Origin of the sequence: Mariprofundus sp. NF (genome assembly GCF_013387455.1) — a bacterium.
Lineage (GTDB): Bacteria > Pseudomonadota > Zetaproteobacteria > Mariprofundales > Mariprofundaceae > Mariprofundus.
Window position 1 is genome coordinate 507,518 of record NZ_VWNC01000001.1, and the last position, 22,445, is coordinate 529,962.

Consider the following 22,445-nt stretch of genomic DNA (forward strand, 5'->3'; position numbering starts at 1 on the left):
TATGAGCCAGCCGGAAGCGGGCGCTAAACCTCGCATTGGTGAACTGCTGGTGGGCCGTGGGCTCATCAGCAGTGACCAGTTGCAGGAGGCGCTTGATCAGCAGCAGGCGGAGGGCGGAAGGCTAGGAGATATCCTGCTTTCCCGTCGCGCCATCACAACTGTCGCATTTTATGATGCCCTGACAGATCATTTCCGTCGTGGACGGATCGGTGACCTGCTGCTTGAAAGAGAGTTGATCAGTGAGTATCAGCTTCAGGAGATTCTTGAGACCCAGAAACAGTGGGGCACCCGCTTTGGTGATATTATTCTGGCCAAGGGGTGGGTGAAGCCCTTCTTCCTGAGTCAGGTGTTGGCTGATCACTTTGATAAACCGAACATCGATATGATCAAAAACAGGCTGGATCCGAGTATTCTCGACCGTGACAGCCTCTCTACCTATTCAGAAAACCTGTTTGTGCCGTGGCGCAGAGAGAATGGGCTGCTGAAGGTGGCAGTGGTTGATGTAACCCCTGAGCTACTGCAGATCGTGGATCGCGTGGTTGGTGAGCCGTTTGATTTTGTTATCACTTCAAAATTTGACATTATCTGGACACTGCAGGAGATCGGAAATCAGTTCTATACGGAAAAAGCGGTGCATGAGCTTGCCAATATTATGCCGCAGTTCTCCGCCAGTGAGGTGTTCACGCCTAAGCAGCTGATCTTTGCCTTTGTCTGGATGACCCTGAGTGTGGCTGCCCTGACGCTCTGGCCGATTAACTCCATCATCGCCTTGAATCTGGCGATCTCAGTCTTCCTGCTGCTTAACTTTGCCCTGCGTATGGTCTTGACCTGGGTGGGCGGTGATCAGTATTTTGATAATCTGGTAACCGATGAAGAGGTGAACGCGATAGATGAACGGACGCTGCCGGTCTATTCGATCCTGCTGCCGATGTACCATGAGTCAGCAACACTTCCGCATATCGCGCAGGCACTTCGTTCCCTCGATTATCCGCTCTCCAAGCTCGATATTAAATTGATTCTTGAGCAGGATGATGATGAAACCATTGAGACTGCGAAAGATCTCGGTCTTGAGGGTATCTTTGAGATTATCCGTGTGCCGGAGTCATTCCCGAGAACAAAGCCCAAAGCGTGTAACTATGCCCTGCACTTCTGCCGGGGAGAGCTTGCCACCATTTATGATGGTGAGGATGCACCGGAACCGGATCAGCTGAAAAAGGTTGTGATCGCTTTCCAGAAAGCACCAAAGAATACTGCGGTGATTCAGGCCAGATTGAACTACTTCAACGTGGCAGAGAACTGGTTGACCCGCATGTTTACCATGGAGTACTCCCTCTGGTTTGATTTCTACCTGCCAGCTCTGGATGCGCTGCGTATTCCTATTCCGCTTGGCGGTACCTCCAACCACTTTAAGATGGATGTACTGCGTGAAATGCAGGGCTGGGATCCCTATAATGTAACTGAGGATTGCGATCTTGGTGTACGACTGACGCAGCGCTTCTATCGTGTGGGTGTTGTGAACTCGACCACCTATGAAGAGGCCAATAACTCGATTCCTAACTGGATTCGCCAGCGCTCCCGCTGGTTGAAAGGTTATATGCAGAGCTATCTGGTGCATATGCGTGCGCCACTAAAGCTCTATGGCGAGTTAGGCCATATCGGTTTCTGGGGTTTTCAGTTCTTTATTGGTGGAACGATTGTGAGTGCGCTGGTTACCCCGATTCTGTTCTTAATGTATATCCTCTGGCTGATTACGCAGACGATGGTGTTTGATCCCTATTTCCCATCTATCGTGCTCTACATTAATCTGTTTAATCTGCTTATTGCCAATGGCTTCCTGATCTATCTGTTTATGCTCAGTGGCTTCAAGCGCAGATATTTTGACCTGATTCCATGGGCTCTAACCGTACCTTTCTACTGGATTTTGCAGTCATGGGCCGGGTACAAAGGGCTCTGGCAGTTGATTCATAACCCGTTCTACTGGGAGAAAACCCATCACGGTCTGACAACATTCGAAGTGTCTCATGATAAGGATGAAGGGGCGCCAACGCATGCGCCGGGACCTGCCAAATGAGTGCTGAAAGCAATCGGACAGGCTTGGAAGGGCAGCTGTTCCTTGCCTTAATGACCATTATTCTCGCGGGCATGACGATCTGGATTTTATCCAATGGATTTATGCTCGATTCAGCGACTATTCGCTGGACGCGTGTGGTCAGTGCGCTGGATGCCGAGCATATTATGGTAGAGAACCTCTCTTTCCTGATGCCGCATCTGCCGCTCTATCTGCTTATTCCTTTCTATTATATTCCCGGTCTGGCCACAGGTGCGGCGCCATACCTGCTTTCGCTACTGGTCGCTATTTATCTGCTGCACCTGTGGGCGAAGAATCTGAAAGAGGTGGAGCTCAGTGAGCACAGGCTGGTAATTCTTGGGCTTTTGGTGGTGCTTCACCCCGCCTTTCTCTGGAGTGCAACCGCAGGTAGTCATATTGCACTGAGTATGCTCGCTTTTTATCTGCTTTACCGTGCCGCTCAACATATTATTTCTGACCATGATCTGCACTCCTACATCTCACTTGCTGTTGTGTTTGTCTTCTACTTCTTTATCGATGGCTCAGCGATCTTCATCTTCGTTGCACTGATCCCCCTGCTGGTGGTGATTGCACCTATTCGAACCATCATGGTATCACCGATGAGTCTCTATCTGATTGTGGGAACCCCTTTTGCCTTCGCACTGTTCAGTTGGGCCTATTTGAACTGGATTTTTGAAGGTTCATTTACCAACTTTATTACCGATGCCGATTCAGATTTCCTGGGTGGTATGCTGCATGTTTTCGATTATCCCTGGCTTCTCGATTATGGCGGGCAGTTCTTCATGCCGCTGCTGGCCGCTACCGGATACCTGCTCATTGCATTCCCTGTATCGGTATATCTGCTGCTGGATACCATCAACAACAGTTATCGATTCCGCGCCTCTTTCGTGCTGCTGCTGCATCCCCTGATCGCTATTGCCATTGCCACCAGTCAATATTATCTGACCCACCCGTTTGAGATTCTGACACTGGTGAGTGCGGGTCTGATGGCTGAGCTTACCTATGTGAAGATGCAGACCAAACGTGAGTTTGTATTCCTCGTTATTTTCATGATGGTCAGTGTGGTTGGTGGCTGGTGGCTGTTTATCGAGACAGCCAGCCCGCAGATGGCGCAGTGGGTACAGGCTTTAAAGGGTGAAGAGTTGCACACGGCTGAAACTGATAGCGATCTTCAGCTGGGCCTGTGGCTGAAAGAGCATCGTCAAACGACTATGATGTATGAGCGCAGTGCTTTCAGGGTGATTGCTGCCAGAGGCGATGCTAAAGGGCTGGTGCTCTCTTTTTCACATGACTTTAAAGCAGCTATGCGATCAAGGATTCCGGATGTGGAACAGATTGCTGTACCAGAACCTGATTCTCTTATCGGGCGCAGGGACTGGCTGAATATCAGGCATCCGAATCTTTACAGTTACGGTATGAAGGGGTTCGATCTGGTATACGATTATATGGGATGGCGGGTTTACCGTAAGCATGGTTAATTCTGTTGTGAAATGGAGCCTGTTGGCTGTGGTAGTGGTACTTCTTGCGGGTTGTGCCAGTGAAGCGCTGATCCAGAACAAGAGTATGAAACGCGGTTTCAATGCACTGCAGCATGAGAGTGTGCCGTGGGACAAACCTGAGGCCAGAAAATCGATCAGCAGGCTTGCATCACTTGGCGCCAATGCGGTTGTGTTTATCTCTTTTATGGAGCAGGAGAGACCTGATTCACAGCAGGTTAGACGCTCTAATGCTGTGACGATGCATCAGCTTAAAAAAGCAATCTCTTATGCACGTGCTCACAAGCTGCATGTGACACTGAAACCGCAGATGCTGGTGCGTGGCTCATGGGCGGGTGAGATCAATCATCGTAGCGCTTATGAGTGGGATCTCTGGTTTAACAACTACTCCAGAGAGATCATTGAGTATGCCATCTTTGCCCAACAGCAGGGTGTGGATGCATTTGTTATCGGCACTGAACTTGCCAAAGCATCGGCGCATGTGAATTGGCCCCGGCTGATAAGTCAGTTGCGCCGGGTATTCCGCGGTCAGCTGACCTATGCGGCGCATAATGCCGAGGGAGTGAGGGCTTTTCCTAGCTGGAATATGCTCGATGCAGTTTCGCTGACCTTCTATCCATCGCTTGGAGTCAGCAGCAAACGGGCCTCGATGCAGGCACGCGTGGATGTTGCCGTTGAGGAGTTGCGTCTTGCTGCAGCTGCAATAAATCGGCCATTGTGGGTCATGGAAGTGGGCATCCCTTCTGCTCAGGGCGCGTCAGAAAAACCCTGGGAGTGGCAAAGCTTAAAGCATAGCAGGGTGGATTTGGCACTTCAGAGTGAAGTGCTTGATATCTGGTTGAGGGCACTGGATCAACCGTGGGTTGATGGCGTGTATATCTGGGCGTGGTACAGCAATGCTCGTGCCGGAGGCCAACGCGATACTGATTACACACCGCAGAATAAACCTGCGGAAGATGTGATCGGGCGTTACTGGTGAGGGGTAAAGTGATGGATTTATTAAACTTTAGAAAAATAGTGATTCAAACTGTTATGGCAGTGCTGTTTGGCATCGGTTTAACTACCACTGCTTTTGCCGGTGTTGGCATTCTTGAGGAGGATGAGAACTCTATCTCTGCATCCCTCTCGTTTTCAGGCAGTAACAAACAGTGGGATAGTAACAGGAATGTGCTGACCTCAATCTGTAAGCGACGCAATGTCGATCTCTCTCTCGGATATGAGTACGGCTGGTCCTATTTTCACACTGTCTATAGCAGTGTGAATCTGGCTTATCGCAAGTGTGGCGTGGGTAGTGTTCGTACTGCTATTCCAGGAGCGCCTGCCGGTTTCACGGTAAGCAACCAGTACGCATCTGGCAGGTCCTGGGGTTTGGGTGATGTCGAACTGGGTATCCGTACCCGCTTTGGTGGGAACTATCTTAATAATGCCGCATGGGAAACCTTTATGATTATTCCTACCGGCTATGATAACAACAGCCCCTCTGCACTTGGCCGGGGAGCTCTTGGTGTCGGTCTCGGTTTGATTTTCTCATCAGATGCATCTGACAGATATCCTAATAAGTGGGGATACAGTCATAAGAAGTGGGGTTGGAAGGCGGGTAGTAAATTCACCTACTTCTTCTCCTCCAAAGGTAATTCACTCTCTACATTTGCGGCAGTTCAGTATGCCTTCACAGCCAGTGACTTTGAGCAGACGGGTGATTATTTAGAGTTCCGCATTGATAACTCCATCGGCTTTCAGAATGGTGGCGTTCAGCAGCAGGTCTTTATTAATCAGGCACCAACGGCCATGACCAGCTCTGATCAGACCTCGTTCAAGATAAAATACAGCCACGCCTTTATCGGTACGGGCTGGTCGGGAAGTATCAGCCTTGGCCACGCCTTCTTTGGTCGTAATGCAGCAAAATCCACCTCTATTGCAGCCGGTGCAAACTACCGGTGGAGAGACTAAACAATGATTAAAACGGTAACCCTTGTTCGCCTGCTGGCGCTGTCATGTGTGACGGCAGCCAGTGCTGTTGCGTTTGCAGCAGAGGGGGATGTTTACCGTTTAATGGATGATTCCAACCTTCGTCAGGGCCCTGATAGCTCTTATGCAGCAGCAGCGATGGCTCATAAGGGTGATGAGGCGGTTGAGCTGAGTAGAAGTAGTCGGTGGGTGCATGTTCGTATGCAGGATGGTTCAACAGGCTGGTTATACAACGCCTCACTGCAGCCGATTGCCACTGCTACAACGTCAGTTTCACCCATCCAGAAACCTGCTGCGGTTCAAATTTCTGATCAGAAGAAAACGTTGGTCGTAAGTGAAGTTCAACCACTCACTGGAGAGCAGAAGACGACTGCCGTTAAACCTGTGAAACCAGCGGAACATCGCCCAGTGATCAAACAGGGCGAAGTCTCCGAAGCATTTGTACTCAATGGCTATGGCGCTGTTTCTGAAAAAGAAGAAACAACAGCAGTACCAGCTAAAACAGTTGCTCAGTCCAAGCCTGTGGTTGTAAGTGAAGTTCAACCAGCAGAGCAGCAGGCGGCTATCGTTAAACCTGTGAAACCAGCAGAACATCGCCCAGTGATCAAGCAGGGTGAAGTGGCCGAAGCGTTTGTGCTCAACGGTTATGGTTCTCTGCCAGCAGCTGAAGTTAAACCGGTTGTCATGCCTGAGAAGCGTGTTGATGAAATGCCGGTGGTAAAAGCTGAAGAGCCTGTGGTTTGGCAGCTCTCTCCAGAATCCACAACAGAGTCTGATTCCCGGACAGCCACTGCATCAACACAACAGCCTGTCGTGACAGATAAAGAACCGGTGTCGCCTGTTTCCGTGGCGGTTAAGGACGAGCTGGCAGATGTTCCGACATCTGTTGAGGCTAAGGAGCAAGTTGTTGTCGTTGAATCAACTGCAGGCACGACTGGTGTAATAGAGTCATATCAGATTGATTCAGAAAAACCGATTGAAAAGAGTGCTTCAGTAGTCGCGGCTGATGCAGCTACTGTTGGTATGCAACAAGAGGGTGATGTTGCGGTTGCAGATCTACTTAAGGAAGAACCATTAGTTGAATCTGCGTCTGCTGCGAAAATAGCAGAGAAGGCAGCGACAGAGAGAGCAGCGGCAGAGAGAGCAGCGGCAGAGAGAGCAGCGGCAGAGAGAGCAGCGGCAGAGAGAGCAGCGGCAGAGAGAGCAGCGACAGAGAGAGCAGCCGATGTTCAGGTTGAGGCCACACCTTTGCTGATCAGGGACGAACCTGAGGCAACGGTTGCTGCCGTTGAAATCCAACAGGGTGAAGCGTCTCAGATTGTTCAGACAACGACCATTCGATCAGGGCCGGGAGCACTGTTTGAAGTTCTGGGTTGGGTAGGGTCCGGCGCTGAGATTGTAACACTTGATCAGCAGGGTCACTGGTTGAAAGTACAGATGAAACAGAGTGGCCGCATCGGCTGGATTGAGGCAGAAGCCTTAAATCAGGGACCAGTGTCGGATCGGCCTGTATATGTTGCAAAAGAGAGTGTGCCTGCGTTGCCTGCTGAAGAGGTTGCCCCTTCACCACTAACGCCAGTTGTAGTCGAGATGCCAATGGCAGAAGTGAAGGCTGATCTGCAGCCAACCTCCCCGATTGCTGAGCAGGATGCGGCTAAGGACCTCTACCGCTTTGAAAAGAATGCAAATCTGCGTGCAGGCCCTGATGCCAGGTTTGATGTGGTCTCATGGGCAAGCACGGGTGCCTATGCTGTTGAGTTGGCTCGTCAGGGTAGTTGGTACCGCATGCAGATGCAGGAAAGCAAATTGATCGGCTGGGTCTACAAGAACTCTATTGCACTTGTCCGGGCAGCAGCGCCGGTGGTTGTTGAGAGCGCGCCACAGGTGCAGGAGCAGCCTGCGATGGTTGCTGTAAAAGAATCAGCACCCGTAACAACGACTACGCCATCGGTAGCACCGATAGCTGCTCCTGCAACAGAAAAACGCTACCTGTTTGCATCTGATGCCGGACTAAGGGCAGGGCCTGGAAGTCAGTTTGATGTGGTCGCTAATGGTGCAGCCAACGAGACGGCGACCGAGATAGACCGTAAAGGAACGTGGAGCAGAGTTCGTTTGACCCTAAGTAACAAGGTGGGATGGGTTGCAAGTTCTCTTCTAACGCCACTTGTAGCGGGAGCCACAACTGTTGCAGCTGTAGCGACACCTGTTTCTGCTACAGCAGTGACTGAACTCCCAGCTTCTGAAGTCGATCTGCAGCCCACGGTTATACCACTGAAAGCTGGTTTGGCAGAGTCTGAGCCGGTTGTTAAACCTGTTCCAGTTAAGCTGGTTGCAGATAAGAAACCACTCTTTTTCTTCAAAGAGACAAGTAAACTTAAGGCTGGCCCAGGCAATCAGTTTGATGCTGTGGCATGGGGTGCTCGCAATGAGACCGCCAGTGAGATTGATCGCAAAGGCGACTGGTCGAGGGTTCGCCTGACACTGAGCAATAAGGTTGGCTGGATTACTAATGCGCTGCTGATTCCTGCTGAGGTGGTGACTCACACCGCATCTGCTCCTGCACTGCTGACATCGTCGACAGATATGCCGCAGGCAGGCGGCCTCTATGAGGTGATCAAAACCTCTACCTTGCGTGTTGATGCGAAAAGTAGTGCCGAGGTCAATGGCTGGATCGGAAAGAGCGAGCCTGTTGTGGTGCTTGAGCGCCGGAGCGGTTGGGCACGCGTGAATCCGCAGGCTGCCAATAACCATGTCGGCTGGATCAAAACAGATGTATTGAAGGAGATCTCTGCTACGACTCTGACGCTGCGCGAAGGCGAACATTTCATCAGCAAGCGTAATCTGAATAACTACGCTGAAAGAGTATCACACGGCGAAACATTTAACTTCTCCTATGCTGCACTGGAACAGGCCCTCTACAGGGTGCCTGTTGAGGAGTTTTTTATCGACATCGACAGGGATGATCTCGAAGCGATCTTCCGCAAAGATGTGTATGATAAATCCTCTTTTGATTTTGAGATGAAAACCAAAGGGCTTACACTGAACAGAACGATGCTTGGCCGTCTGAGTGTGCTGGGAAGTTCGACACGTGTATTTGAAAAGAAATCTCTACTCATCAAGCTGGATAAAGATTCCGGCCGCTCCTATGGACGGCGCAGGATAGCTTTGCGAGCCATGGCTACTGATAAGGCGATGATGCGTGAGTGGATGACCTGGAAATTGCTGGCGGCACTGGGTATGAAGGTGCCGGAAGTTCACTTTACCCGTGTCAATTTTAATAACGGTGAAAAGGTTGGCATCTATCTCTCGGTTGAGTGGATGGGTGATAGCTTCCTGGCCGGTAATGATATGGATGTGAATGGTGAGTTCTTCCAGCCCGAAGATGCATTCCACTGTGGTGATCTGCATACCACTGATCAGGAGCAGTTGGCCCTCTGCTTCAACAAGATTACGCCACCGGATGCGGATTACAGTTCATTGAGCGACATGGCAAAAGCCGTTAAAGGTGCTTCGGTTGAAGAGATGCATAAGGTGCTGGCGAACTATTTTGAGGATGAGTCGGTCATCAACTGGATTGTGATCAACTCGCTCGTTACCAATGGTGATACCTACAATAAGAACTACTGGTTATACAGGGATCCGACAAAGGGTAAGTGGACCGTAGTGCCATGGGATTATAATCTGACATTCGGACGCACCTACGATGCCTTTGTTGAGAGCCCCTACACGATCTTTAATGATAACTTCCAGTACTGGTATCCACCTGATGTGGGTGCGAGTAACCCGATAAAAGATAAAGCGCTACAGAATCCACAGCTACGCAGCCGTATTGAGAAGAGAATCCGGCATCTGTTGGGTCTGGAGCCTAATGGTACCGAATCGACCTATGGCTGGTTCTCGCCAACTGTAATGCATGCGAGGATTGGTAATCTGGCATCGGTGATGGGTAAGGAGCTGTTCAAGGATAACCTGCTCACCTATGGCGAAGAGGATTTCAAGAAGATTTATGAAACGCTGATGTATTATGTTACCTCACATGCCAACTTCCTGAACGTGAAACTGTTCGGAGAGTTTAAGTGGGTGCCGGCAGATCCGAATGCCCCTATCGTATTTGATCCTCCGCTGCCTAAACATCTCTATGGTGAAGGTGAAATCAAAAAAGGTGGAGACTCTCTGCGCATGACAGATCAGAGCTGGGGTCTGCTTGCCGGTTATCTGATGCTCGACAGGCCGGTAGAATCCACAACAAAATTTTCACTTGAAGTTGAAGGTGGGCAGCGGCCGAAATCACTGCCGACCGGGCAGCAGGCAAAGCGTTGCGTGCAGCGTTCCTGGGTGCTCTCTACGAAAGGAAAAGCTGTTAATGGCGACCTGTTGGTCGAGTACACTCAGGAAAACTCAAGGCGGACCGAGGTGCCTGAGACACTGCATGAGAATCAGCTGGAGCTCTGGATGTATAATGGCGATCGCTGGAAACCTCTGAAGACTGAAGTGAATGAGTATGCCAACACCCTTACGGCCAAAGGTGTACGATTTACTTCCGGAAAAGCACATAGGTTTGTGGCTTGTAGTCCATTTTAATTCTGACTGCAGGCTTCAGAACTGTTGGTTTAAGAACGGCGTGATGCTGTTTTGTCATTAGATTTCACATTGCATCTGATGAAGTTATATCGATTTTGAGATAGTCTCTGGATGAGTATGAATTCCAGCATGGCTGAAACAGACTGAATCTTCTTGTTGTGAAGATGGAGCTTGAATGAATGGTGAAGCATGAAAAATCTGATCGCTAAAGTATGGGAAGACTTCCGCAGCCCTGAGGGTATTGCCACCATGCGTTTTGCCATTCGACTGTTTCTCATTCTACTGGCTTACTATCTCATGAAGCCGGTGCGGGAGGAGCTGATCCTTGATGGCGGCAGTGCCGTGATCAGGAGTTATGCGCTGGCGGCTCAGGCAGCAATATTGCTGATTATGGTGCCGATATACGGGCACATCATCAAACATCTGCATGGCGATAAACTTTTCCATATTGTTACTATTTTCCTGGCAGCCAATATCGGTCTGTTCTATCTGCTTGGCTCTTCGGGCATGGATATCGGTGTGCCATTCTTTATCTGGCTGGGCATCTTCTCGGTGGTTCAGATATCCCAGTTCTGGACCATGGTCAGTGATTACCACTGTGTGGAGAAGGGTAAGCGACTCACCTCATATATTGCCATTGGCGGCTCACTTGGTGCAATGATTGGCTCGATGGTGGCCAAGACACTCTATGTGGAACTCGGTGCATACGGATTGATGCTGATGGCCATTGCTATGCTGGTTGTGGCTGTGATTATCCCTGGTGCCAACGTTGAGATGCGTAAGGATGAGGATGACAAGGTGGATGATGAGTCACTCAAACATCTGCTTGGTGGCCTCAAACGGGTTCTGGATGTCCCTTATTTGCGCTGGATTGCCGCCTCGGTTGTGCTGCTGAATCTTATTAACTCCACCGGCGAGTTTGTGCTTGCAGATTTTGTTACGGCAGAGAAAAGTGGTAAGGAGATTGGTGAGTTCTACTCCACCTTCTACCTCTATGTGAATATCGCCACACTTGTACTGCAGGCCTTTGTGGTGCGCCCTCTCTATCAGGCTATTGGTGTCGGCGGTGCCCTGATCAGTCTGGCTGTGATTAATCTCTCGATGTATATCTCAGTGCTTGCCTTCCCTGTTCTGGCCTGGTTTGCCATTGTTAAGATGGCTGATAACAGTATCGATTATTCGGTGGCCAATACGACCAAGCAGATTCTCTTTCTGCCGCTGGACCGCTTTACACGTTATGAAGGTATGCTGGCAGTGAATACCTTTTTCACCCGCTTTGGAGACCTGATTCAGGGCGGTCTCATCTTTTTGGTTATCTCTTTTCTGGCACTTCCGACCATGGTACTGGTCGGTGTCAATATTGCGCTCTGCCTGTTATGGCTGTTTGTTACCTATAATGTAAGTAAACGTTTTAAAGAGTGGAGTAAGCGTTCCGAAGCAGTAAATAAAACATAAATCTGATTTAATTATGGTGGGGATCATATGAGTTCAACAATTAAAGCGATAGTTCTGGCCGGTGGTTCGGGAAGCCGTTTGTGGCCGCTTTCCAGGCAGCAGTTGCCCAAGCAGTTTCTCAACCTTAACGGTGTAGACAGCATGCTCAGTGCCACCATTGGTCGACTCGCGCCGATGGTGCAAAAAAAGGATGTCTGGGTGGTGACCGGGGAGTCACATGCAACCGGCGAAGCATTCTCTGAGCTGGATGGGTTGAACAAGATTCTTGAGCCTTGTGGACGCAATACGGCACCTGCGATTGCCATTGCTGCAGCCCTGATGCAGGACATGACAGGAGAGGACCCGATCATGGTGGTTCTGCCTGCTGATCATATCGTGGCCAAAAAAGAGGCATTTCAGGATTGTCTGATGCAGGCAGTTAAAGTGGCTGAAGCGGATCAACTGGTCACTTTCGGTATTGTGCCGACGGATCCGGAAACCGGTTTTGGTTATATTCAGGCTGATGCAGCCGGAGAGGGTGGTATCCGTAAGGTTCTTCGTTTTGTTGAGAAACCGAATCTTGAAAATGCCCAGCGTATGCTTGATGACGGTAACTATTACTGGAATTCAGGTATGTTTGTCTGGAAGGCCTCAGTGATTCTTGAAGAGGTAGAGCGTTATATTCCAGAGCTTTCTGCGTTGCTGAATTCAATGCGCCAGCGCTGGAATGGTGATGAGTCCTGGCAGAATGTGCTGCGTGAATGTTTTGATCAGATGCCGGATGTCTCGATTGATTATGGTGTCATGGAAAATTCACAGCGTGTATCACTGGTCTCTGCAGATATCGGCTGGTCGGATGTCGGTAGCTGGGATGCTGTGCATGAGATGGCTGATCATGATGAAAATGGCAATGATGTTGTGGGTCATGTGCTGGCTATTGATTGCCACAATACCCTGCTGCGCAGTGAGAAGAGCCTGATCGCGGCGGTTGGACTGAAAGATATTATTGCCGTGGAGACACCCGATGCGATTCTGCTCTGTAAGGTGGGCGAGAGTCAGCGTGTACGTGAGATCGTCGACGCCCTGAAAACGGGTGAGGATAGTTATCACCTTGAACATGTCACAGTACGCAGACCATGGGGTAGTTATACTGTCTTAGAGGGGCGTGCCGATGGTTACCAGATCAAGCGCATTGTCGTGTTGCCGGGCGCCAGCTTGAGTCTGCAGTCGCACCAGCACCGTTCAGAGCACTGGGTGGTTGTGGCTGGAACCGCGACGGTAACCTGCGGTGAGATGATTCGAACCGTGGCCAAAAATGGCAGCGCCTATATCCCGATTGGTGAGGTTCATCGTCTTCAGAATCTTGGCAAGGTACCCCTGCAGCTGATCGAAGTGCAGGTGGGTGATTATCTCGGTGAAGATGACATTCAACGTTTTGAGGATACCTACGGACGCCAGTGAATATGAAGCGTTGCTGATCAGCCTCTTTACAGGAAGTATTGGCTTACGATGAAATCGATCAGGCCCATATTCGGACTTATTGCACTGTTACTTCTGCCGATGCTTGCATCTGCGGCTGAAGGTGAAGTGCGCGATGTGCGACTGTGGACGGCACCTGATCACTCGCGCGTTGTGTTTGATCTCAATCAAAAGGTCGAATACAAAGTATTCCGTCTGCACAGTCCCGAACGCATCGTCATAGATATTGAGCATGCAAAGATCATCTCTGATTTGAAAAATCTGAAGCTGCCCGATCCTGTTGTGCAGACTGTGCGCCATGGGAAGCCGACGCCGGATGTATTGCGCATTGTCATGGATGTGAAGGAGAAGGTGCAGCCGCGCTCTTTTCTGCTTAAACCGATGCAGGGTAAACCCTATCGGCTGGTCGTTGATCTTACCCGACCTGAGCAGGCTAAAAAAGCAGCAGTAACTGCGGGTGAATCCAAATCGAAAAAGGGGCTGATTATTGCCATTGATGCGGGTCATGGTGGTGAGGATCCCGGTGCTGTCGGACCGCGTAAACTGTATGAGAAACAGGTGACACTGGCCGTTGCCAAAGAGCTGGCTAAAATCGTTAATGCAACGCCGGGTATGAAAGCGGTGTTGATTCGTAAGGGTGACTACTTTGTGCCGTTAAAGAAGCGGGTGTTACTAGCGCGCAAGTCCAAGGCAGATCTGATGATCAGTATTCATGCCGATGCGGTGCGCCAGCGTAATGTTGAAGGTGCAAGTGTCTATACCCTCTCTGAGCGTGGTGCGACCCAGGATAAAGCCGCACGTGCACTGGCTGCCAAAGAGAATGCGGCAGATGAGATTGGCGGTGTTGAGATTGATCAGGTGGATGATCCGATGGTGAACATGATTCTTGGTGATATGTTCCGCCGAGATAGCCTCAATAGCTCCCAGATTCTGGCCGAATCGATTATTGGTAAGTTGAGGGGCGCAGGTCCAATTAAGTACTCCACCCCTAAACGAGCCCGTTTTGTGGTGTTAGGGGCGATGGAGATTCCCAGTGTTCTGGTTGAGCTGGACTACATATCCAACCCGGCCAGGGAGAAGAAGCTGAAAAGTAGCAAGCATCAGAAGCGACTCGCCTCAGCCCTGTTTGGCGCCAGTATGAACTTCTTTGAGAAGATGGGGCGCATCAAAAGCTCCACAGGCCAGGCAAAATCTTCTGCCGGATTAAAATCTGCCGCTGATCAGAAACAGCTTGCAGTGAACAGTCCAACACTCTGAACATGAATAACTCTACTGCTCTCTACCGTCGCCTGCTGGCGTTCCTGCTCCCCTATAAATGGCGTCTGGGTATCGCTGTTACCTGTATGGTGGTGCTGGCCGCCTGTACGGCTGCAGTAGCATGGATGATGAAACCTGTGCTGGATGAAGCGCTCAGTGGCAAGAATCAGGAACTTATCTATATCATTCCGCTTGTCATTATAGGCCTCTACCTTCTCAAGGGTGTCGCCTATTTCGGTCAGGCCTACATGATGGGTTATATCGGTCAGAAGGTGATCTTTGATCTGCGTAATATGCTCTATGAGCGTCTGACGTCACAATCACTGGCCTTTTTCTCGCATCGCAAAACAGGCGAACTGCTGGCGCGCCTCTCTTACGATGTCACACTGGTTCAGGCTGCAGTGAGTACCGCTGTAACTGCACTGATGCGCGATGCGATATCGATCGTGTTCCTGCTGGCTGTCGTGCTTATTCAGGACTGGATGCTGGCTATGATTGCCATCCTGGTATTTCCGGCTGTGATCTATCCTATTGCCCGGTTTGGTCGCAAGATGCGTCATGCTACTCTGGATGGTCAGGCCTCCATGGGTGAGTTGACTGCTCTTCTTGAAGAGACCGTTGGCGGTATCCGGGTGGTAAAAGCCTTTGGTATGGAAGCCTATGAGCAGGGGCGCTTCCGCAAATTCACCGGTGATTTTCTAGCTCATCAGCTCAAGGTGTTCAAGGTGCATGCGCTCTCTTTCCCGATTATGGAGCTGCTGGCCGGCTTCGGTATTGCCGGAGTACTCTTCTACGGCGGTATTCGCGTCGCATCAGGTGAAACCACGCCGGGCACACTGGTATCGTTCCTGGCTGCGCTGCTGATGCTTTATGAACCGGTTAAACGCCTCTCCCGCGCCAACAACGAGATTCAGCAGGGGTTGGCTTCGGCTGAACGTATCTTTGAAGTGATGGATGAACCGATTCTGGTTCAGGATAAACCTGATGCCATCGAACTTGCACCCTTTGCTGATTCGATTGTCTTTGAAAATGTGGGCCTGCAGTACCCCGGTTGTGAGCAGAAGGTTCTCAAGCAGATCAGTTTTCCAGTCTCTTCCGGTCAGATTGTGGCGCTGGTTGGACGCAGTGGTTCGGGTAAAACATCACTGGCCAATCTTGTGCCCCGTTTTATCGATGCCACTGAAGGACGCATTTTGATTGACGGCATTGATGTTCGCGATGCCACCCAGCAGTCACTGCGCAGTCAGATCGCGCTGGTGACGCAGGAGATCATCCTGTTCAACGACACCATCCTCAATAATATCGCTTACGGACTTGAAGGCGTTGATCTGAAACGGGTGGAAGAGGTTGCCCGTGCCGCCAATGCGCATGAGTTTATCGAGCGTCTGCCCGATGGTTATAACACGCTGGTGGGCGAGCGTGGTGCGATCCTCTCCGGTGGCCAGCGCCAGCGTTTGTCTCTTGCCCGTGCACTGCTTAAAGACTCTCCGATTCTGATCCTTGATGAGGCGACCAGTGCGCTGGATACCGAGTCCGAGCGTTTAGTGCAGCAGGCAATTGATACACTGATGCAGAACCGTACGGTGATTGTCATTGCCCATCGCCTGAGCACCATTCGCGATGCTGATTGCATCGTTGTGCTTGATCAGGGCAGGGTAGTTCAGAGTGGCAAACATGATGTTCTTCTCGAAGAGGGTGGCATCTATGCCGAGCTTTACCAGCTACAGTTCAGCGAAACTGAATCCAGTGAGGTCGCCGAGGGTGAAGCCCCTGAACTGCTGATCTAACCGGAGCTTATTGCGCTGTCAGTGCCGATTTTATTTTTGCCAGATTAGTTTCAATAAACTGTAGTGTCTCCTGACACTTCTCATCGTTCAGTAGTCCGAGACCGTAGTGGGCAAGAATGTAGCAGAACGCAAAAGCCATGATCGGATCGTTGAGGTTCCTGTTGCCCGCATCCTGATTGGCGATATAGCTGCCGATGGCGGCATCCCGCGCATTGGTCAGACTCTCTTCTGAACCGATAAGGCCGCGAAACTTCACACAGACCAGTGGCGCTATATGAAACAGATCAGCTTCACTCATCGTTTTGCCTGCAGCCTCAGCAAACGGGATCGCCGCTTTGGCATCCTCATAAGCATCCATCATTTCAATCACCCAGCCTTCACTGGTTGTTGCAAGTGGTCTTGAATCTGTCATGAATAAGCTTCCTTTAAGGTACTGAGCTTGGTTTGCGCGCACTATAAACAAATTTTGAAGGATTATAGAGTGTTAGTTGTTTTCGAGAGTTGCCGTACTGAATAACGGCTTTTAACGCTCACCACTAAGTAGTCATTTACTGATGCATACCTTCATCAAGTGAAAAAACGATGTGCTAAGCCTTGTTGGCGATCTGAAGCCAGAGGCCTTCGAGCAGGCCTGCATCGACAGTAATTAACTCATCGTAGTGCCAGCGTTGCATTACTGCATCGACAATGGCTAAACCGGCAATGATCAGGTCGGCCCGGCCCGGTTCGATGGTGCGAATCTGCTGGCGCTGTTCGAGAGTCATGGATAGCAGCCGGTCACGAAGAGTAATGAAGTCAGCTCTACTCATGCGGTAGTTGTTGATCTGCTCTGCATCATAAGGGCAGAGATCAAGTGCTGTGGCAGCCAGTGTGGTGACTGTGCCCGCTGTGCCGACCAGATGCCTTGGGGCATGATGATCCGGCCAGTGGGCCTCAACGGCTGCCAAATGTTCATTGGCGGCGGCTTTAAGGGCCTCGTAATCATCTATTGATGGGGGATCGCTCTGCAGATGAGCTTCGACCAATCGGACCACACCCATCTTGCGGCTGATATCATCAATACGAACGCCGTTCTGGGCACGGATGAACTCTGTGCTGGCACCACCGATATCAAACAGCAGCATATCTTCTCTTGTTGCAGGTTCGAGAACCGAGCTTGCCCCGGCAAGTGACATGCGTGCTTCATCTGTTCCGCTGATGATCTGAATCTCGATGCCTGTTTCAGCTTTGACGCGCTCAGCAAATGCCTGACCGTTTTCTGCTTCGCGCATGGCTGCAGTTGCAGCTGCAAAGGTGCGTTCGGCAGGTATGCCGTGTTTGTTCAGCAGTTCGGAAAATACTCTGTAGCTTGCAATGGCGCGATCCATGCCGGCTTCGCAAAGGCGACCGGTGTGATGCAGTCCTTCACCAAGGCGGGTCATGCGGTGGGCATACTCCACGCGTTGCCATGGCTTAGCGCCGCTTGATGGTTCAGCAATGAGAAGGCGGAAGGTGTTGGAGCCGGTATCGATAGAGGCAAAAGCCATATCAGCTGCCTTTGTGTTTTTTTGAGACTTCAACATAGCTTCTGGCGGAGCGGTTAAGGAAATCCTTCTCCTCCTGCGTCAGCTCCCTGCGCTCTTTGGCAGGGCTGCCAGCATAGAGATAGCCGCCACGCAATATTTTGCGTTCGGTGACCAAGGAGCCTGCGGCGAGAAAGCAACCCTCTTCCAGCACAGCCTGATCCATAATGATCGAACCCATGCCGATCAGGCATCGATCCTGAATCTCACAGCCGTGCAGGATTACCCTGTGGCCGACAGTAACATCGTTGCCAACAATGCAGGGCGAGACACCACCACTGGTATGCAGGATCGAGTGATCCTGAATGTTGGAGCGTTCACCAATTTCGATATCATGCACATCACCGCGCAGTACCGCCTGATACCAGATGCTGGAGTCAGTACCGATTTTTACGCGGCCAATCACATCGGCTGACTCGGCGATAAAAGCGGAGTCGGCAATTTCTGGATTCCAGTGCAGATAAGGTTTAATCATCGATCACTCCCGGGCTGGCTGAAGCATGGCATGACTAAGAATAGGGATAGTGAACTGATTTGTATTGCGGTTAGTCAGATCAGCGATGGTGATGATCAGATTCTCAGGTTGCCATGACTCTGTCCAAACCAGAGAACCGGAGACAAACTGCTGGGTAGTCATATCAAATTTGTATTTCTCTCTACCCTTGGGGCTGCGCAGTGGTAGCTCTTCACCCTCCGGGTTGAGCACGGAAAAGCTTAGTTCGCCCTTCTGCCAGCGTGGGAAGTTTTGACCTTTGACCAGAATCAGGCTGTAGCTGATCTGGTCACTCTGCTTCCAGTAAGCAGTGGGTTTAAGCATGTGCAGACCCTTATTTTTACGGGCAGCCAGCACATCATTAAACATATCCAGTCGCTTCTGCATGGCCAGCTTCTCATGTTCAATCTGCTTCTGCTGTTGCTTCATGGCATCAATCTGGGCATCGCGCAGGGAGAGTTGCGCTTCAACTTTAGAGTTCTGCTGGCTAAGCAGGCTCTGTTGATGCTGTAGCTCGCTGATCTGATACTGCTGGGAAACAAGCAGCTGTTTATCCAGAGCCAACGTGGTAATGATGCCCACAGAGATAATGATAAACAGCAGTGCCGCTGCCAGTAGCAGAACTATTGGATAGAGGCGGAAGCTTAAGGTGCGCTTGCCATTGGATTGCGTCAGTTTGAAATGTATGGGGGCACTGAATGCCTCATACAGCGATTTTATAAAAGCCAATGATCAGGGCCAGAGTGCGTGTCTGGCCAGGCCAGTAGTCTCATCAAAGCCGAACATCAGGTTGGCATTCTGGATCGCCTGACCCGCAGCACCTTTAAGCAGATTATCGATACAGCTGACAATCACCGCTTCGCTCTCACTGAGCAGGGCAATTCCGATATCACACCGGTTGCTGCCACTGATGCCTGCCGTGGAGGGCAGCGTTCCCTGTGGCAGGATTTTAACAAATGGCTCACCAGCATAGGCCTGCTGCAGAAGATCAAACCAGCTTGCAGTATTGCTACCGGAGAGATGCAGGGTGCTGAGCATGCCCCTGTTCATGGGCAGGATATGCGGCACAAAACGAACCTTTGTTTCGCAACCTGCAAAACCAAGGGCCCACTCTTCCATCTCCCAGGCATGCCTGTGCCTCGGCAGACCGTAGGCTTTTACCGATTCATTGATTTCGCAGTAGAGCAGGTCGGTTTTTGCACTCCGACCAGCACCGGATGTACCCGATTTCGAGTCGATAATGATTGAGGATGTAGTATCGATGACACCGGCTTTGAGTAGTGGAATCAGAGGCAGCAGTACTGAGGTGGGGTAACAGCCGGGATTGGCAACCAGCCTGGCACAGGCCACCTGATCACGAACATGTTCTGTCAGTCCGTATACCGCCTCATTAAAGAGTTCTGGGTGAGGATGATCTGCCCCGTATGCTGCTCTGTAGACATCGTGAGTTTTATGCCGGAAGTCAGCCGATAGATCGACCACCTTTTTTCCAGCCTCAAGCGCAGTGAATACACTGGCTGCAGCAGCGCCATGCGGCAGAGCAGTAAAGACCAGCTCTACTTCATCTGGCAGTAGTGCATCGGCAGGCTGTAGTGTCATGGCTGCAATATGACCACCTACACCGGGCAACACCTCACCAGCCAACTTGCTGGCCTGTGAATGGGCGCCCAGATGAGCGATCTCAAAATGGGGGTGGGCATCAATAAGCCGAATAAGTTCAGCACCGGTGTAACCGGTTGCTCCGAGAATGGCGACAGATATCTTCATAGTGCAGGCATGATACGCAATGCTTGCACGCCTTCAAATGATTTCACTCCGATGCAGCTTCTTAGTGGAGAAAAATAAAAATTCCTGCTGGATTATCTGAGAGAAACAGCGAGGTTTCAAGCCTTCCTTGATTGCACCAGAAACAGGCTTGCGATATCATAGGAAAAGCATCAATTTCACCACAAGGGGAGCGCATGATTCAGCAGATAGAGCAGGTAACACTGTGAATCTTCGTCATCTGGCCCAACCGTTTCGGCCGCTGTTTGAAGCAGCCCGGGATCTGACACCCATTATTCTGGTGATCCTCTTCTTTCAGGAACTGGTGCTTAAACAGCCGATCCCCAATATGGAAGAGATGTTGATTGGCATGTTGATGGTGCTGTTGGGGCTGGCGCTGTTTGTGCGCGGTCTTGAAATTGGCCTCTTCCCGTTGGGTGAATCGATGGCCTTTGCCTTTGCCAAAAAAGGTAATGTTTTCTGGTTGCTGCTGTTCGCATTTCTACTTGGATTTGGTACTACTGTTGCCGAACCGGCGCTGATCGCGGTTGCCGGCAAGGCGGCTGAGATTGCAGCCCAGGGTGGCGTCATTGAATCAACGCAGGAGGCAGTGGAGAGCTATGCCGATGGTTTGAGGCTGACTGTAGCGCTCTCTGTGGGTACAGCCATCGTGCTGGGTGTGTTGCGTATTCTTAAAGGCTGGCCGCTTCACTTCTGTATTATTGGCGGTTATTTCATCGTTGTGGCGATGACCTATTTTGCACCGGATGAGATTATAGGTATCGCTTACGATTCCGGTGGTGTGACCACCTCAACCATTACCGTGCCACTGGTGACTGCGCTTGGTGTCGGTCTGGCCTCCTCGATTCGAGGTCGCAATCCGATGCTTGATGGTTTTGGACTGATCGCCTTCGCCTCACTGTTGCCGATGATTTTCGTTATGCTCTACGGCATCATGATATGAATCATATCGACCTGTTTCTGGAGACCATGCAGTCCACACTGCGGGATGTGATTCCGATTGCGCTTGTACTGATCGGTTTCCAGATGTTTGTTCTGCGCCAGAAGATCGCCCATGCCTGGCGGGTACTGCGTGGTTTTATCTATGTGTTGCTGGGTCTGGCTCTCTTTTTGATGGGGTTGGAAGAGGCGATCTTCCCGCTCGGTGAGGTGATGGCAACCCAGCTTACCAATCCGGCCTTTCTATATGGTGATCTCTACAAAGATGGCATCACCGTGATAGAAACGGTTCGCTGGCAGGATTATGGGTGGGTTTACGCCTTCGCCTTCGCAATCGGCCTGGCAACCACGCTTGCCGAACCCTCCCTGATCGCAGTGGGCATGAAAGCGCAGCAGGTATCCGGTGGTGCGATCTCGGCATGGGGTTTGAGACTTGCCGTATCGCTTGGCGTGGCTATCGGTGTGTCACTGGGCTGTTTTCGCATTGTCACGGGCACCGATCTCTGGCTCTATATTGTAGTGGCCTATGTGCTGGTGATCCTGCAGACGATGCGGGCACCTAAAATGATTATTCCACTGGCCTATGATTCCGGTGGTGTTACCACTTCAACCGTAACAGTTCCGTTGCTTGCAGCCCTTGGACTTGGGCTGGCGGCAACAATCCCAGGTCGAAGCCCGTTGATTGACGGTTTCGGTCTGATCGCGTTTGCCAGCGTTTTTCCAATTATGAGTGTGATGGGTTATGCCCAGATCAGTCGCTGGTTGGAAAAGAAGAAACAGAAGACAGGAGGAGAAGATGCGCTTTAAACTACTGATTGCACTCGTCGCAGATGACAAAACAGATGAGATCATGCGTGTTGCCAGAGAGGCCGGAGCCACGGGAGCTACGGTTGTTGGTGATGCTCGGGGTGAGGGGCTGAACCCGCAAAAGACCTTCTTCGGGCTGACTCTGGAGTCGCAGAGGGATATGCTACTGTTTCTGGTTGAGGAGCATCTGAGCCGGAAAATTCTGGAACGCATTGCTGAAGAGGCTGGATTTGAAGATAACCCCGGTTCGGGCGTAGCATTTCAGGTAGATGTAGAGGATGCCATCGGAATGGGAGGGCAGATCATGTGTCTGCTTGATGAAGTGGAGGATAAGCTATGAGTGAGCAGAAGATCATTACCGTACGGGATGTGATGAAGCAGAACTATGACATCGTCGAGGGTATGGCTACGGTGCGCCAGGCGCTGGAGGTGATGCGTTACGTTGACACCAAAAGCCTGATTGTAGATAAGCGGCATGAGCAAGATGAGTACGGCATCGTGCTGCTCTCAGATATTGCGAAAAAGGTGCTGGCGGCAAACAAATCCCCTGACCGGACAAGTATCTATGAGGTGATGACCAAACCTGCACTTACGGTTCATCCTGATATGCATATCCGTTATGCCAGTGCCCTGTTTGCCCGTTTCGGCATTTCACGCGCACCGGTTGTTGATGGCTCGGGCAAGATTGTTGGCATTGTCAGTCATACCGACATGGTCATGAAAGGCTTGATGAATCTGGTCTGATAATCATGATGACGGGTGGTTGCA

Annotated in this window: 18 protein-coding genes; 13 read left to right on the plus strand and 5 right to left on the minus strand. The window is 50.8% G+C overall.

The annotated features are described in order from the left end of the window. Position 1 precedes the first annotated feature (1 nt). The 9 genes from F3F96_RS02400 (at position 2) to msbA (ending at position 16,091) form a co-directional block, all read left to right on the plus strand. The gene (locus tag F3F96_RS02400) at positions 2-2,071 is read left to right on the plus strand and encodes a glycosyltransferase family 2 protein (RefSeq protein ID WP_176961633.1); all 2,070 of its coding nucleotides are present in this window, start codon (positions 2-4) and stop codon (positions 2,069-2,071) included. Positions 2,072-2,142: 71 nt separating this feature from the next. After that, positions 2,143-3,567 carry a hypothetical protein gene (locus F3F96_RS02405; RefSeq protein WP_241697597.1) on the plus strand — a complete coding sequence of 475 codons (1,425 nt, stop codon included), beginning with the start codon at positions 2,143-2,145 and terminating at the stop codon, positions 3,565-3,567. Beyond that, positions 3,560-4,564 carry a hypothetical protein gene (locus tag F3F96_RS02410; RefSeq protein WP_176961635.1) on the plus strand — a complete coding sequence of 335 codons (1,005 nt, stop codon included), beginning with the start codon at positions 3,560-3,562 and terminating at the stop codon, positions 4,562-4,564. The genes F3F96_RS02405 and F3F96_RS02410 overlap by 8 nt, the downstream gene beginning before the upstream one ends. Before the next feature lie 11 nt (positions 4,565-4,575). Beyond that, positions 4,576-5,535, plus strand: a complete 960-nt coding sequence (locus tag F3F96_RS02415; protein ID WP_241697598.1) for a hypothetical protein — start codon at positions 4,576-4,578, stop codon at positions 5,533-5,535. A gap of 3 nt (positions 5,536-5,538) precedes the next feature. Continuing rightward, the gene (locus F3F96_RS02420; RefSeq protein WP_176961636.1) at positions 5,539-10,134 is read left to right on the plus strand and encodes a CotH kinase family protein; all 4,596 of its coding nucleotides are present in this window, start codon (positions 5,539-5,541) and stop codon (positions 10,132-10,134) included. Positions 10,135-10,323: 189 nt separating this feature from the next. Next, entirely contained in the window at positions 10,324-11,589 is a 1,266-nt protein-coding gene (locus F3F96_RS02425) for an NTP/NDP exchange transporter (protein ID WP_176961637.1), read from the plus strand. 27 nt (positions 11,590-11,616) lie between these two features. Beyond that, positions 11,617-13,029: a mannose-1-phosphate guanylyltransferase/mannose-6-phosphate isomerase gene (locus F3F96_RS02430; protein ID WP_176961638.1), complete on the plus strand. Its 1,413-nt coding sequence runs from the start codon at positions 11,617-11,619 to the stop codon at positions 13,027-13,029. 48 nt (positions 13,030-13,077) lie between these two features. Further along, positions 13,078-14,304: an N-acetylmuramoyl-L-alanine amidase gene (locus tag F3F96_RS02435; protein WP_176961639.1), complete on the plus strand. Its 1,227-nt coding sequence runs from the start codon at positions 13,078-13,080 to the stop codon at positions 14,302-14,304. Between the two features lie 2 nt (positions 14,305-14,306). Continuing rightward, complete coding sequence (gene msbA / locus F3F96_RS02440) at positions 14,307-16,091, plus strand: lipid A export permease/ATP-binding protein MsbA (protein WP_176961640.1); 1,785 nt, start codon at positions 14,307-14,309, stop codon at positions 16,089-16,091. Between the two features lie 7 nt (positions 16,092-16,098). Here the strand turns inward: msbA and F3F96_RS02445 are convergent, their stop codons facing one another. From F3F96_RS02445 to argC, 5 genes are all read right to left on the minus strand, one after another. Beyond that, the gene (locus F3F96_RS02445; protein WP_176961641.1) at positions 16,099-16,503 is read right to left on the minus strand and encodes a hypothetical protein; all 405 of its coding nucleotides are present in this window, start codon (positions 16,501-16,503) and stop codon (positions 16,099-16,101) included. Positions 16,504-16,678: 175 nt separating this feature from the next. Continuing rightward, the gene (locus F3F96_RS02450) at positions 16,679-17,617 is read right to left on the minus strand and encodes a Ppx/GppA family phosphatase (RefSeq protein ID WP_176961642.1); all 939 of its coding nucleotides are present in this window, start codon (positions 17,615-17,617) and stop codon (positions 16,679-16,681) included. Between the two features lies 1 nt (position 17,618). Further along, positions 17,619-18,128 carry a gamma carbonic anhydrase family protein gene (locus F3F96_RS02455; RefSeq protein ID WP_176961643.1) on the minus strand — a complete coding sequence of 170 codons (510 nt, stop codon included), beginning with the start codon at positions 18,126-18,128 and terminating at the stop codon, positions 17,619-17,621. Between the two features lie 3 nt (positions 18,129-18,131). Then, positions 18,132-18,875 (minus strand): hypothetical protein, encoded by a 744-nt coding sequence (locus tag F3F96_RS02460; protein ID WP_176961644.1) that lies wholly within the window; start codon positions 18,873-18,875, stop codon positions 18,132-18,134. A 3-nt stretch (positions 18,876-18,878) separates the two neighbouring features. Next, positions 18,879-19,913 (minus strand): N-acetyl-gamma-glutamyl-phosphate reductase, encoded by a 1,035-nt coding sequence (gene argC, locus F3F96_RS02465; protein ID WP_176961645.1) that lies wholly within the window; start codon positions 19,911-19,913, stop codon positions 18,879-18,881. Positions 19,914-20,136: 223 nt separating this feature from the next. On the opposite strand from argC, the gene F3F96_RS02470 reads away from it, so the two are divergent. From F3F96_RS02470 to F3F96_RS02485, 4 genes are read left to right on the plus strand one after another with little or no spacing between them, the layout of a single operon-like run. Further along, the gene (locus F3F96_RS02470; protein ID WP_370465483.1) at positions 20,137-20,874 is read left to right on the plus strand and encodes a DUF1538 family protein; all 738 of its coding nucleotides are present in this window, start codon (positions 20,137-20,139) and stop codon (positions 20,872-20,874) included. Next, complete coding sequence (locus F3F96_RS02475; RefSeq protein WP_176961646.1) at positions 20,871-21,677, plus strand: DUF1538 domain-containing protein; 807 nt, start codon at positions 20,871-20,873, stop codon at positions 21,675-21,677. Before F3F96_RS02470 ends, F3F96_RS02475 begins: the two co-directional genes overlap by 4 nt. After that, on the plus strand, positions 21,667-22,017 hold the full coding sequence (locus tag F3F96_RS02480; protein WP_176961647.1) for a P-II family nitrogen regulator: 351 nt from the start codon (positions 21,667-21,669) through the stop codon (positions 22,015-22,017). Before F3F96_RS02475 ends, F3F96_RS02480 begins: the two co-directional genes overlap by 11 nt. Further along, the gene (locus F3F96_RS02485) at positions 22,014-22,421 is read left to right on the plus strand and encodes a CBS domain-containing protein (RefSeq protein ID WP_176961648.1); all 408 of its coding nucleotides are present in this window, start codon (positions 22,014-22,016) and stop codon (positions 22,419-22,421) included. Before F3F96_RS02480 ends, F3F96_RS02485 begins: the two co-directional genes overlap by 4 nt. The last annotated feature ends 24 nt before the right edge of the window (positions 22,422-22,445 follow it).

Coding starts and splice junctions, on each gene's coding strand:
- F3F96_RS02420 (WP_176961636.1), top strand. CDS start 5,539: ATGATTAAAACGGTAACCCTTGTTCGCCTGCTGGCGCTGTCATGTGTG.
- F3F96_RS02445 (WP_176961641.1), bottom strand. CDS start 16,503: ATGACAGATTCAAGACCACTTGCAACAACCAGTGAAGGCTGGGTGATT.
- msbA (WP_176961640.1), top strand. CDS start 14,307: ATGAATAACTCTACTGCTCTCTACCGTCGCCTGCTGGCGTTCCTGCTC.
- F3F96_RS02450 (WP_176961642.1), bottom strand. CDS start 17,617: ATGGCTTTTGCCTCTATCGATACCGGCTCCAACACCTTCCGCCTTCTC.
- F3F96_RS02455 (WP_176961643.1), bottom strand. CDS start 18,128: ATGATTAAACCTTATCTGCACTGGAATCCAGAAATTGCCGACTCCGCT.
- F3F96_RS02400 (WP_176961633.1), top strand. CDS start 2: ATGAGCCAGCCGGAAGCGGGCGCTAAACCTCGCATTGGTGAACTGCTG.
- F3F96_RS02415 (WP_241697598.1), top strand. CDS start 4,576: ATGGATTTATTAAACTTTAGAAAAATAGTGATTCAAACTGTTATGGCA.
- F3F96_RS02485 (WP_176961648.1), top strand. CDS start 22,014: ATGAGTGAGCAGAAGATCATTACCGTACGGGATGTGATGAAGCAGAAC.
- argC (WP_176961645.1), bottom strand. CDS start 19,913: ATGAAGATATCTGTCGCCATTCTCGGAGCAACCGGTTACACCGGTGCT.
- F3F96_RS02480 (WP_176961647.1), top strand. CDS start 21,667: ATGCGCTTTAAACTACTGATTGCACTCGTCGCAGATGACAAAACAGAT.
- F3F96_RS02410 (WP_176961635.1), top strand. CDS start 3,560: ATGGTTAATTCTGTTGTGAAATGGAGCCTGTTGGCTGTGGTAGTGGTA.
- F3F96_RS02435 (WP_176961639.1), top strand. CDS start 13,078: ATGAAATCGATCAGGCCCATATTCGGACTTATTGCACTGTTACTTCTG.
- F3F96_RS02405 (WP_241697597.1), top strand. CDS start 2,143: ATGACGATCTGGATTTTATCCAATGGATTTATGCTCGATTCAGCGACT.
- F3F96_RS02430 (WP_176961638.1), top strand. CDS start 11,617: ATGAGTTCAACAATTAAAGCGATAGTTCTGGCCGGTGGTTCGGGAAGC.
- F3F96_RS02475 (WP_176961646.1), top strand. CDS start 20,871: ATGAATCATATCGACCTGTTTCTGGAGACCATGCAGTCCACACTGCGG.
- F3F96_RS02425 (WP_176961637.1), top strand. CDS start 10,324: ATGAAAAATCTGATCGCTAAAGTATGGGAAGACTTCCGCAGCCCTGAG.